This window comes from Roseovarius sp. EC-HK134 (assembly GCF_902498815.1).
GTDB lineage: Bacteria > Pseudomonadota > Alphaproteobacteria > Rhodobacterales > Rhodobacteraceae > Roseovarius > Roseovarius mucosus_A.
This window is the reverse complement of sequence record NZ_LR701544.1, coordinates 3589468-3600914: the sequence shown is the minus strand read 5'-3', so window position 1 is coordinate 3600914 and position 11447 is coordinate 3589468. Positions and strand designations below refer to the sequence as shown.

Genomic DNA, 11447 nt, shown 5'->3' with positions numbered 1-11447 from the left:
GGCAACGCATGAGGGAACCCGACGACAGCGGGTCTGGTCCGCAAGCATCAGGAATACGGTTTCTTGTCGAATCCGCCTTGCGAAAGGTGGCGCTCGACAAGCAGGGCGGAGATATTCCCAAGAGCCGCGGTGAGTGGATTGCACGGCTGTGCGCCGCGCTTACGGACGAATCCGAAGCGGCGCATCAGCGGGTCATCGCCTCGATGGTGGCCAATGGGATTTCCTCAAACGAGATCTATCAGACTTATGTTCCCGACGCCGCGCGCTTTCTTGGAGAGATGTGGGTGCAGGACAAGGCAAGCTTTGTCGATGTAACGGTGGGGGCGGCCCGGCTTCAGGCGCTGTTCCGGTCGCGGGACGCGGCCGATCTGGGCGGCTGGATGGATCGCAGTATTCCGCTTGGTCAGTCGGTGTTGATGATTGTGCCAACCTTTGAGGATCACTCGATTGGCGCTTTTGTCGCGGCGGATCAGTTCCGCCGACATGGTATTTGGGTCCACATGGCCATCGGGCTGGAGGTTGAGGAGCTGAAACATCTGCTTGGGTCTGGCAGGTTCGCCATGGCCGGTATCACGGCGGGAAGTCTGAAAACGCTTGAACAATTGACGGAATTGATAGATTACCTACGTTCTAATTTGGACAGCTGTCCGCCCATCGTTATCGGAGGGCGGTTGGTGGACAAGCCGAGAGAAGTGGAAAAGCGGACTGGCGCGGATTTTGCAGTACGGACAGCACGAGAAGCAATTGAGCTGTGCGGTCTTGCATCCGTGGTTGATCCGTTATCAATCGACGCGAATACGTAATCCGCGCGCCCTGCGCGCGAGAGTTGGGATAGCAGCGTGACGAAGCAGAACAGGACGTCTGAGCGGCCCCTAACGGGTGGATTGCCCGGATCATCGAGCGTTGATCGCTTGATCGAGCAAGCCTCTGACATCGCGGTCATGCTTGACGACAAATCTCTTGTGGTCGCCATATCGGTTAGCCCGGACCTGCCTGAATTGGGCAGTCTGGAGCATTGGGTTGGGCGGGATTTCCGCAATTTCCTCACGGTTGAAAGCCGCACCAAGTTTGATGCCCGTCTGTTAGAGATGCGGGCTGATCCTGATGCCCTGCCGCGCCCGCTGGAGATGAATCACCGAGACAATGCCAATTGGGAATTCCCGGTGCGCTACACGTTGCACCGTGATCCGGACAGTGGTGGCGTTCTCTTGCTGGGGCGCGATATGCAGCCGCTGGCGGAAATTCAGCAGCGTCTGGTGCGCGAGCAGATGGCGCGCGAGCGGGAGCTGGAAAAGTTTCGCGGCATTGAGACCTGTTACCGGGTGGTGCTTGAGGCGTCCGAGACGCCGCTGGTTCTGGTCGAGCCGGATCAGGGGCGCATTCGTGACATCAATTCCGCCGGGGCGCTGTTGCTTGGGTCCAAGCGGGATGTGCTTGCGGGCAATGCTTTTGCGCAGGCCTTTGAAGGGCAGCGGCGGGGCGGGTTCATGGATCAGTTGCGCGCTGCGGCGGCCTCGGATGAAATCACCGGGGTAGAGGCTGTGGCGCGGCGCAATGGGCGGCTGGTGCAGCTGAGCCCGGATTTCTTTCGCGCCTCGGGCGAGGTGCTGATGCTGTGCCGCATGGCACCGGTCGAGGATGAAGAGGCGGCGCGCCCTGAATCGGCGCAATCGCTGACGGCGCTCTTTGAAGCGGCGAGCGATGCAATCGTGCTGCTGGATGCCAATGGTTTGGTTCGGGATGCGAACGAGGGCTTTTTGGTGCTGTCCGATGCCGCGCAATTGCGGGATGTGCAGGGCCGTTCGATGGCGGATTTCCTGTCGCGGGGCAGTGTCGATCTCAAGCTTATTCTGGATAACACCCGCAAAACCGGCCGGATGCGCAGCTATGCCGCACAGGTCCAGAGCATCGTTGGCACGCGCACGTCCGTGGATATTTCCGCCGCGCGCCTGCGTGGGCGCAATGCCGATCTGGGTGTTGGCCTGATCATTCGCGATACCAGCCCCCGCGATCTGCCCAATGTCGAAGAAGCCTCGGCCGTGGTCAGCGAAGAAGCGATGCGCAATGTGATGGACCTTGTCGGGACAGCCTCGCTCAAGGAATTGGTATCTGCCACCTCGGACGTGGTCGAAAAGATGTGCATCGAAACCGCTGTGCGCCTGACCAACAACAACCGGGTCGCAGCCGCCGAAATGCTGGGCCTGTCTCGGCAGAGCCTCTATGTCAAGCTGCGCAAGTTCGGGTTGATCAACGCACAGGATGATGAATAGGCCGATTTGCGCGCCTGCATTCGAGAATCCTCTTCCCTCTCGATGGATTGTATAGTTTAATTGACACTATGAGTGTCACAGAGTCCTTACACATCGTGCGCCGCCTGCCAGAGCCTCGGGCCCTGCTGACCTTGATCAAGCCGATCACATGGTTTCCGCCCATTTGGGCCTACCTGTGCGGTGTGATCTCTTCGGGCGTTTCTCCTTTGAATAACTGGGGTCTGGTGATCCTGGGCATGGTGCTGGCGGGGCCGGTTGTCTGTGGCATGAGCCAAGCGGCGAATGACTGGTGTGACCGGCATGTGGACGCGATCAACGAACCGCATCGCCCGATTCCCTCTGGCCGGGTGCCGGGGCGTTGGGGGCTGTGGGTGGCGCTGGCGATGTCGGCGCTGGCGCTGGGGATGGGGGCGTTCCTCGGGCCTTGGGGCTTTGGCGCGACGGTGTTTGGCGTGCTTGCGGCTTGGGCCTATTCGGCAGAGCCGGTGCGCCTCAAGCGGTCGGGTATCTGGGGGCCGGGCCTTGTCGGGCTGTGCTATGAGGGGCTGCCGTGGTTCACGGGCGCGGCGGTGTTGGCCGCAGGCGCGCCCAGCGGGCCGGTTATCGTGATTGCTGCGCTCTATGCCATTGGCGCGCATGGCATCATGACACTCAATGATTTCAAGGCATTGGAGGGCGACCGCCAGACGGGCGTCAATTCCTTGCCCGTCACACTTGGCCCGGAACGGGCGGCGCGCGTGGCCTGTATCGTGATGGCCCTGCCGCAACTGGCGGTGATCGGCCTTTTGCTGGCCTGGGGCCGCCCGTGGCATGCTGCCGCAATCGCCGTGCTTTTGCTTGGCCAGTTTTGGGCAATGCGTATTCTTCTCTCTGATCCCAAGGGCCGTGCGCCTTGGTATAACGGGACAGGCGTCATGGCCTATGTCACCGGTATGATGATCGCGGCCTTTGCCCTGCGCATGATCGGAGGCGCGCCATGACGCTGAGTTGGTTGCAGATTTTCCGCATGGGTCTGGTGCAGATGTGCCTTGGCGCGGTGGTGGTGCTGACCACCTCGACGCTCAACCGCCTGATGGTGGTTGAACTGGCGCTGCCTGCGGTGCTGCCGGGTCTTTTGGTGGCGCTGCATTACGGCATTCAGATCACGCGGCCCAATTGGGGGTATCTCTCGGATACGAGCGGGCATCGCACCCGCTGGATCATCGGGGGAATGGCGGTCCTGGCCTCGGGTGGGTATCTCGCGGCGCTTGCCGTGGTGATCATGGAAAGCCAATTCGGCCTTGGTCTGGGCCTGTCTATTCTTGCCTATGCCCTTATCGGGTTGGGTGTCGGTGCGTCGGGCACCTCGCTTTTGGCGCTTTTGGCCACGGCCACAGCCCCGCGGCGGCGGGCGGCGGCGGCCACGATCACCTGGCTGATGATGATCGGCGGCATCGCCGTAACCGCAACCACGGTGGGTGCCTTTCTCGACCCCTATACCCCGGCCTTGTTGCTGGAAATCGTGGGCGTTGTGGCACTGGGCGCGGTGGTGCTGACAGCGCTTGCCATTCACGGCATCGAGGCGCGCGTTGGGGCGCAGCCTGCCCGTGCTGATGCGCCGCTGCGGTTTCGTGAAGGTTTGGCCGAAATCTGGGCCGAGCGCGAGGCGCGGCTTTTTACGATTTTCGTCTTCCTGTCGATGACAGCTTATTTCATGCAGGAACTCATCTTGGAACCCTATGCCGGGTTGGTGTTTCATTTCACCCCCGGCCAATCCACGCAGCTCAGCGGTGCGCAGAATGGCGGGGTGTTCCTTGGCATGCTGACCGTCGGGGTTGCCGCCACGGGGCTTCGGCTTGGTTCGATCCGGCATTGGGTGGTGGGGGGCTGTTTGGGTTCGGCTTCGGCGCTTGCAGCGATTGCGCTGCTCGGGGCCTCGGGCGCGGCGGCGGCATTCGTCCCGATCGTCGTCGTGCTCGGGTTCTTCAACGGCATGTTCGCGGTGGGCGCGATTGGCGCGATGATGGCGCTGGCGGGGCAGGGGCGCGAGGCGCGCGAAGGCACGCGGATGGGTCTCTGGGGCGCGGCACAAGCGATGGCCGCAGGTTTCGGTGGGCTGATGGGCGCGGCCTCGGTCGATGTGATGCGCCTATTGTCTGATACGGATGCTACGGCGTTCGGCACGGTCTTTTTCTTTGAGGCCGGACTTTTCGTGCTCTCGGCGCTGATGGCGCTCAGGGTGATTGATCATGGCCGCGACCGCGGCGCGACGCTTGTTCCGGGGGAATGACCATGTTTGACGTAGTTGTAATCGGGGGCGGTCCGTCTGGGGCCACTGCAGCCGAGGATCTGGCCCGCTCGGGTTATAAGGTGGCGCTTTTGGACCGTGCCGGGCGGATCAAGCCCTGCGGCGGGGCGATCCCGCCGCGCCTGATTGCCGATTTCAACCTGCCTGACGCGCAGATCGTGGCCAAGATCACCACCGCGCGCATGATCTCGCCCACCGGGCGGCACGTGGATATTCCGATTGAAAACGGCTTTGTCGGCATGGTGGATCGCGAGCATTTCGACGAGTTCCTGCGTGTTCGTGCGGCACAGGCCGGGGCTGTGCGCGCCACGGGCACCTATCTGCGGATTGATCGCAGCGGGCCGACACCGGCGGTGATCTACCGCGACAAGGTTACGGGTAACGCACGCAGCCTACCCACGCGGCTGATCATCGGGGCCGATGGCGCGCGCTCCAGCGTGGCGCGGGACGAGGTGCCGGGGGCCGAGCGCATCCCCTATGTCATCGCCTATCACGAGATTATCGAGGCCCCGGAGGCCACCGCCGCCTATGATCCCAAGCGCTGTGATGTGATCTATGACGGGGCGATTTCGCCGGATTTCTACGGCTGGGTTTTTCCGCATGGCAAATCCGCGAGCGTTGGCATGGGCAGCATGATCAAGGATGTCGATTTGAAACAGGCCACCGCCGATTTGCGCGCGGCCTCTGGCCTTACGGACTGTCCGACAATCCGCCGCGAGGGCGCGCCGATTCCGCTCAAGCCGTTGGATTGCTGGGATAATGGCCGCGATGTGGTCTTGGCGGGCGATGCGGCGGGCGTGGTTGCGCCGTCTTCGGGTGAGGGGATTTACTATGCCATGGTCGGCGGTCGGGTGGCCGCGACGGCGGCGAGTGCTTGCCTTGCCTCGGGGCGGGTGCGCGATCTCAAACTTGCGCGACAGCTTTTCATGCGCGAGCATAAAACGGTGTTCCGGGTTCTGGCGTCGATGCAAAATGCCTATTATAGGTCCGACGAGCGGCGCGAGCGCTTTGTCTCGCTCTGCCATGACATCGACGTGCAGCGGCTGACATTCGAGGCCTATATGAACAAGAAACTGGTCAAGGCGCGACCCATGGCACATCTCAAGATCGGGTTGAAGAACCTCGCCCATCTGACGCGGCTGGTGTCCGCGACCCGAACATGACAGCGCTCATCCCGACATGGATCGGCGGTGATCTGGTTGCCGTGGACAAGCTCGAGGCGCATCAGCGCGGCTTGCGGCACAAGGCGGTGTCGGTCTTTGTCATGGCGGGTGAGGATCTTTTGATTCAGCGCCGCGCGCTTGGCAAATATCATACGCCCGGTCTGTGGGCCAATACCTGCTGCACCCATCCGCATTGGGGCGAAGATCCGCTGGCCTGCGCGCATCGCAGGCTGTCCGAGGAGTTGGGCATCACCGGCCTCTCGCTCACCCATCGTGATCAGGTCGAATACCGCGCCGATGTGGGCGGTGGTCTGACCGAGCATGAGGTGGTGGATATGTTCATGTGCCGCCTGCCTGCGCGCTGTGCGCTTGCCCCGAACCCGGATGAGGTGATGGAGACGCGCTGGATCTCGCTGAATGCGTTGAACGCCGCGATCCGCATGCATCCCACGCGCTATACGCCATGGTTGCGGATTTACATGGCAGAGCATGCGGCGCAGATTTTCGCCTGAGGGCGTTCGCCTTTACATCTGCCCCATCAGGGCAAGCCCGCCATAAAGCGTGACCGCGCCCAAGAGAATCGCCACGATCACGTTGCGCAGCAGATAGCCCGCGATCAGCGTCACCAGCGCCGCCGCCATGCGCGGGGCATCAAGCGTGCCACCCGTCGCCGCAGGCCAGACCACCAAGGGCGCCACCAGCCCCGGCAGAACCGCGACGGCGGTATAGCGCAGATGCCGGAGCAGCCACGCGGGCAGGGGCCGGTCGCCGATCAGCCCGGTAAAGACAAAGCGCAGCCCAAAGCTGCCCAGACCCAAAAGCACGATCACGATCCAGAGGCTAGTTTTGTCGATCATGGCAACCGCGCCTCCTTGCGCCGCTCAAGCATCAGCTCGACTTGCGCGCCGGTCATCATGCCCGCAACGCCGGCGACCAGAAGCCCGAGGTTATAGGGCAGGAACGCAAAGACCAGCGCCAGTGTGACGGATACAAAGGCAGCCGCAAGATGCGCCGGCGTGCGCAGCATTGGCGCGATCATCGCCAGAAAGGTGATCGGCAGCGCAAAATCAAGCGCCAGCCCCTCGGGGATCGAGGTGCCAACCAGCGCCCCCACCAGCGTGAAGATATACCAAAGCGGGCAAATCGGCGTGACAACGCCAAAGAAATACGCGAGCCTTTGGGGAATTGACCAACCGGGGTTTTTTTCAAAGGCGACGATGGCGCAGGTATAGCTTTGATCGACGGTGAAATAGGCGGCCAGCGCCCGCTGCCCCAAACTTGCCCCGCCGATATAGGGCGTGAGAGAGGCCGAATACATCGCCATCCGCAAATTGACCGCCAGTGCAGAAATGAGCGCAATCGCGGTGGGCGCGCCATCACTGAGCAGTTGCAACGCGGTGAATTGCGCCGCACCTGCGATCACCAGAACCGAAAAGCTGAGCGTTTCAAACACGTTCAATCCAGCCTCGGTCGCGACCACGCCAAAGAGCAACGAGAAGGGCACGATCACGAGAATGAAGGGCGCACCGTCGCGCACGCCTTGCCAATAGGTCGAATTGGTGGTTTGCCTATGCACCGCTTGCCCCCTAAGTTGCCCCCGTGCCCTGACACCGCCTATCCAATGCCAGAAGGAGATGCAATTGGCCACGACCGAGGACCTCCTGTCTTATCTCATCGCGCCCGATCCTGCCGCCCCGCGCCTTACGCGCGCGGTCGAGGGGATGGATCACGAGGGCAACCGCACGCAGATTTCGGTGGTCGAGGAGCGCCCCTTGACGATTTTCCTCAATGCGCAGGAAATCGTGACTGCCATGACGATTGGCGATTACCCTGAATATCTGGCGCTTGGGTTCCTGCGCAATCAAGGGATGCTGGGGCCGCAAGAGACGGTCTTGGGCGTGGATTACGACGAAGAGTTGGACACCGTCGTCGTGCGCACTGACGGCCAGACCAGTTACGAGGAAAAGCTCAAGAAAAAGACCCGCACCAGCGGCTGTGCCGTGGGCACGGTCTTTGGCGATATGATGGAGGGGCTCGAGGGCGTGACCCTGCCTGCCGTGACGGTCAAGACCTCGGATCTTTATGCCTTGGCCAGTGTGATCAACCGCACCCCCTCGCTTTACCTTGAGGCGGGGGCGATTCACGGCACCGTGCTTTGCCAAGGCAACCGCCCGCTGGTCTATATGGAGGATGTGGGCCGCCACAACGCCGTGGACAAGATCGCGGGCTGGATGCTGAGCGAGGGTGTCGAGGCGGGCGATAAACTGCTTTACACCACCGGGCGTTTGACCTCGGAAATGGTGATCAAGACCGCGATGATGGGCATTCCGGTGCTGGCCTCTCGCTCTGGCTTTACCGCGTGGGGCGTGGAAATCGCGCGCCAGGTGGGGCTGACGCTGATAGGCCGGATGCGCGGCAAGCGCTTTGTCTGTCTTGCGGGGGATGACCGCCTGTTGCGGGATGCGGACCCCGAAAGCGTGGGCGATGAGGAGAAAAAACACCGCCGCAAAGGGGCCGACGAATGACCGAGCCCCTTGGTGTCATCCTTGCCGGCGGGCAAGCCACGCGCATGGGCGGCGGCGACAAGGGGCTGTTGGCCCTTGATGATCGCCCGATCCTTGCGCATGTGATCGACCGTCTGGCCCCACAGGTGGGGGCGATGGCGCTGAATGCAAATGGCGAGCCCGCCCGCTTTGCGGCCTTTGGCCTGCCGGTGCTGCCCGATCCCATCCCCGGTTTCGCCGGGCCGCTGGTGGGCGTTCTGGCTGGTCTTGATTGGGCTGCGGGGCAGGGGGCCGACATAATCGTCACTGTCGCCGCCGATACGCCGTTTTTCCCGACCGATCTTGTGGCGCATCTGACAGGCGTGGCAGAGGGCATGACCCATCCCCTCGTTCTTGCCGCCACCCCGCGTGGTGACACCGAGACCAAATCCATGAGCGGCAGCGGTTTGATCCGCCATCCGACCTTTGGCCTCTGGCCGACGGCGCTGCGGCATGATCTGCGCGCGGCCCTGTTGGACGGGCTGCGCAAGGTGGTGCTCTGGACCGACAAACATGACGGGCGCGAGGCGGTATTTGACGACGCGCTCGATCCCTTTTTCAACGTCAATACGCCCGGGGATCTGGACGCGGCACGCAGGAGACTATCAGCATGAGGATTTATGGCGTCACCGGCTGGAAGAACGCGGGCAAGACCGGGCTGATGGAGCGGCTGGTGGCCGAGATCACGGGGCGCGGCTATACGGTTTCCACTGTGAAACACGCGCATCATACCTTTGACGTGGACCAACCGGGCAAGGACAGTCACCGCCACCGCGTGGCGGGCGCGACCGAGGTGCTCTTGGCCTCGCGTAACCGCTTTGCCCTGATGCATGAACTGCGCGAAGAGGGCGAACCGACGCTGGAAGCGCTTTTGCAGAAACTATCCCCCGTCGATCTGGTGTTGGTCGAGGGCTACAAGCGTGATCGCCATCCCAAGGTCGAGGCGTTTCGCGCCGAAACCGGCAATCCGCTGATTGCCACCGATGATCCCACCATCCGCGCCGTGGCGAGCGATACGGCGTTGACGATCGACCGGCCTCTGTTCGACCTTAACGACACCAAGGCAATTGCCGATTTCATCTTGGCGGAGGTGGCGTTGTGAACCGGTTTGACACGTTTGCGATGCTGGATTGGTCGGGCGGCAACGACACCGGGCCGCGCCCGTGTCGCGATGCGATCTGGCTGGGGGTGACACGCGACGGGGTGGATGAGGCCCCGATGTATCTGCGCAACCGGGCCGAGGCCGAGGCGGCGCTAATGGCCCTGATTGCGGCAGAGCTTGCGGCGGGGCGCAGGCTGCTCATCGGGGTGGATTTTCCCTTTGGCTTTCCGGCGGGGTTTGCCCGAGGTTTGACTGGCTGCGACAATCCCTTTGCCGTCTGGGACTGGCTGGAAACGGTGATTGAGGATGCACCGGGCGGCAATAACCGCTTTGATGTGGCGGGCGAGATCAACGGGCGCTTTCCCGGCGTGGGGCCATTCTGGTTCAACGGGTTGAAGCGCGAGATTGACGGGTTGCCGCGCAAGGATACGCGCGCAGGCCATGGCATGGCTGAGAAGCGCGCGGCTGAGGCGCGGGCACCGGGGGCCTTCACCGCGCGGGGGCCGTGGGTGGGCAGGTTCTGACCGGGCTGCCGGTGCTTAACCGGCTCAGACGCAGGTTTTACGGGCAAGTGTCTGTCTGGCCGTTCGAGGTGTTGGACAAGCCCGTGGCGCTGGTCGAAATCTGGCCGGGGCTGATCAATGCCGCTGTCAAACCCTTGGGCGAGATCCGGGATGCGCATCAGGTTCGGCTGATGGCGCGCGCATTGGCGCGTTTGCCTCAGGACCAACTGGCCGAAATGCTTGCTGTAGATGCGCCCGAAGAAGGCTGGATTCTGGGTTTGGGATATGAGGCGGCGTTGATTGCCGCATGTGACGACGTGCTCAAGCCGCCACCCCTGCGCAATGATTGTTTTGCACTGCCTGCGGGCGTGGATTGGACGCCGGTCGATGACGCATTGGCGCTTTTGCGAGATCGGCTGCGTCCCGTGGTGGGCCAGACCCGCGCGCCGCTCGCTCAGGCCTTGGGTCGCGTTCTGGCCGCACCCGTCACCGCGCTGCGCGCCAACCCGCCCGAGGCGAATACCGCCGTGGATGGCTATGGCTTTGCCCATGCCAGCCTGACCGCTGGCGATCAAACGCTGCCGCTGGTTGAGGGGCGCGCCGCCGCTGGTGTGCCCTATCCCGACAGCGTGCCCCCCGGCCATGCGGTGCGCGTGCTGACGGGGGCTGCGCTGCCTGAGGGCGTTGATACCGTGATCCTGCAAGAGGATGTGACCTTGGGCGCGGGGCGTATCGCGTTTCGTGCGGGGCTAAAGCCCGGTGCCAATACACGCCGCGCGGGCGAGGATGTGGCGGCAGATGCGCCGGTACTTGCGCCGGGCCGTGTGATTACCCCTGCCGATCTGGCGCTTTGCGCCGCTGTTGGCGTGGCGGATCTGCCAGTGCATGAACAGCTGCGCGTCGCGGTCATCTCCACTGGCGATGAACTGGTAGAGGCCGGTCATCCCGCCCGACCCGGCCAGATCTATGATGCGAACCGTCCTATGCTTTTGGGCCTTGTAGGGCAGATGGGCTATGCTCCGCTTGATCTGGGGCGTATTGCCGATGACCGCGCAGCGCTTCGCGCCGCGTTGGATCGTGCGGCGGAAGATTCGGATGCCATTCTCACCTCTGGCGGCGCGTCGTCGGGGGATGAGGATCACGTATCGGCCTTGTTGAATGAGGCGGGGGCCATGGCCGAATGGCGTATCGCCCTGAAACCGGGGCGGCCCTTGGCGCTTGGCCTCTGGCGCGGTGTGCCGGTCTTTGGCCTGCCGGGCAATCCGGTGGCGGCCCTTGTCTGTGCGCTGATCTTTGCGCGGCCTGCGTTGCGGCTCTTGTCCGGGGCGGGCTGGTCGCTGCCGCAGGGATTTCACGTGCCTGCCGGTTTTGAGAAGCGCAAGAAACCGGGCCGCCGTGAATATCTGCGCGCGCGGATCCGCGAGGGGCGGGCAGAGGTTTTCGCCTCGGAAGGCTCGGGGCGGATCAGTGGCCTAAGCTGGGCCGAAGGTCTGGTGGAATTGCCTGACGGTGCGGTGACCATTCAGCCGGGTGATCCGGTGCGCTATATCCCCTATGCGAGCTTTCTGAGCGCCTGATC

The 11447-nt window shown here is 63.0% G+C and carries 11 protein-coding genes and 1 pseudogene; 10 read left to right on the top strand and 2 right to left on the bottom strand.

What is annotated here, in order from left to right; genetic code table 11:
• The first annotated feature begins 8 nt into the window (after positions 1-8).
• From GC127_RS21260 to idi, 6 genes are all read left to right on the top strand, one after another.
• Positions 9-803 (top strand): B12-binding domain-containing protein, encoded by a 795-nt coding sequence (locus GC127_RS21260; RefSeq protein ID WP_232279176.1) that lies wholly within the window; start codon positions 9-11, stop codon positions 801-803.
• A gap of 36 nt (positions 804-839) precedes the next feature.
• Positions 840-2270 carry a transcriptional regulator PpsR gene (gene ppsR, locus GC127_RS21255; protein WP_237183535.1) on the top strand — a complete coding sequence of 477 codons (1431 nt, stop codon included), beginning with the start codon at positions 840-842 and terminating at the stop codon, positions 2268-2270.
• Positions 2271-2338: 68 nt separating this feature from the next.
• On the top strand, positions 2339-3250 hold the full coding sequence (gene chlG / locus GC127_RS21250) for a chlorophyll synthase ChlG (RefSeq protein WP_151979524.1): 912 nt from the start codon (positions 2339-2341) through the stop codon (positions 3248-3250).
• Positions 3247-4539, top strand: coding sequence for a BCD family MFS transporter (locus tag GC127_RS21245; protein WP_008280362.1), 1293 nt, complete (start codon positions 3247-3249; stop codon positions 4537-4539). Before chlG ends, GC127_RS21245 begins: the two co-directional genes overlap by 4 nt.
• Positions 4540-4541: 2 nt before the next feature.
• Positions 4542-5720, top strand: coding sequence for a geranylgeranyl diphosphate reductase (locus tag GC127_RS21240; RefSeq protein ID WP_237183534.1), 1179 nt, complete (start codon positions 4542-4544; stop codon positions 5718-5720).
• Positions 5717-6232, top strand: a complete 516-nt coding sequence (gene idi / locus GC127_RS21235; protein WP_008280360.1) for an isopentenyl-diphosphate Delta-isomerase — start codon at positions 5717-5719, stop codon at positions 6230-6232. Before GC127_RS21240 ends, idi begins: the two co-directional genes overlap by 4 nt.
• A 12-nt stretch (positions 6233-6244) precedes the next feature.
• On the opposite strand, the gene GC127_RS21230 is transcribed toward idi, so the two are convergent.
• Both GC127_RS21230 and GC127_RS21225 read right to left on the bottom strand, forming a co-directional pair.
• On the bottom strand, positions 6245-6577 hold the full coding sequence (locus GC127_RS21230; RefSeq protein WP_008280359.1) for an AzlD domain-containing protein: 333 nt from the start codon (positions 6575-6577) through the stop codon (positions 6245-6247).
• A complete protein-coding gene (locus tag GC127_RS21225) occupies positions 6574-7296 on the bottom strand; it encodes an AzlC family ABC transporter permease (protein ID WP_008280358.1) in 723 nt (240 codons plus the stop codon). Before GC127_RS21225 ends, GC127_RS21230 begins: the two co-directional genes overlap by 4 nt.
• A 58-nt stretch (positions 7297-7354) precedes the next feature.
• Between GC127_RS21225 and GC127_RS21220 the strand changes: the two genes are divergently transcribed.
• The 4 genes and pseudogenes from GC127_RS21220 (at position 7355) to glp (ending at position 11445) form a co-directional block, all read left to right on the top strand.
• Positions 7355-8245 (top strand): formate dehydrogenase accessory sulfurtransferase FdhD, encoded by an 891-nt coding sequence (locus GC127_RS21220; RefSeq protein ID WP_151979523.1) that lies wholly within the window; start codon positions 7355-7357, stop codon positions 8243-8245.
• Positions 8242-8877, top strand: coding sequence for a molybdenum cofactor guanylyltransferase MobA (gene mobA, locus GC127_RS21215; protein ID WP_151979522.1), 636 nt, complete (start codon positions 8242-8244; stop codon positions 8875-8877). The genes GC127_RS21220 and mobA overlap by 4 nt, the downstream gene beginning before the upstream one ends.
• A complete protein-coding gene (mobB, locus tag GC127_RS21210; RefSeq protein WP_151979521.1) occupies positions 8874-9365 on the top strand; it encodes a molybdopterin-guanine dinucleotide biosynthesis protein B in 492 nt (163 codons plus the stop codon). Before mobA ends, mobB begins: the two co-directional genes overlap by 4 nt.
• Positions 9362-11445, top strand: a pseudogene (glp, locus tag GC127_RS21205) (gephyrin-like molybdotransferase Glp). Before mobB ends, glp begins: the two are co-directional and overlap by 4 nt.
• Positions 11446-11447: the final 2 nt, after the last annotated feature.

Coding starts and splice junctions, on each gene's coding strand:
- mobA (WP_151979522.1), top strand. CDS start 8,242: ATGACCGAGCCCCTTGGTGTCATCCTTGCCGGCGGGCAAGCCACGCGC.
- mobB (WP_151979521.1), top strand. CDS start 8,874: ATGAGGATTTATGGCGTCACCGGCTGGAAGAACGCGGGCAAGACCGGG.
- GC127_RS21240 (WP_237183534.1), top strand. CDS start 4,542: ATGTTTGACGTAGTTGTAATCGGGGGCGGTCCGTCTGGGGCCACTGCA.
- chlG (WP_151979524.1), top strand. CDS start 2,339: ATGAGTGTCACAGAGTCCTTACACATCGTGCGCCGCCTGCCAGAGCCT.
- GC127_RS21230 (WP_008280359.1), bottom strand. CDS start 6,577: ATGATCGACAAAACTAGCCTCTGGATCGTGATCGTGCTTTTGGGTCTG.
- idi (WP_008280360.1), top strand. CDS start 5,717: ATGACAGCGCTCATCCCGACATGGATCGGCGGTGATCTGGTTGCCGTG.
- GC127_RS21220 (WP_151979523.1), top strand. CDS start 7,355: ATGCAATTGGCCACGACCGAGGACCTCCTGTCTTATCTCATCGCGCCC.
- GC127_RS21245 (WP_008280362.1), top strand. CDS start 3,247: ATGACGCTGAGTTGGTTGCAGATTTTCCGCATGGGTCTGGTGCAGATG.
- GC127_RS21260 (WP_232279176.1), top strand. CDS start 9: ATGAGGGAACCCGACGACAGCGGGTCTGGTCCGCAAGCATCAGGAATA.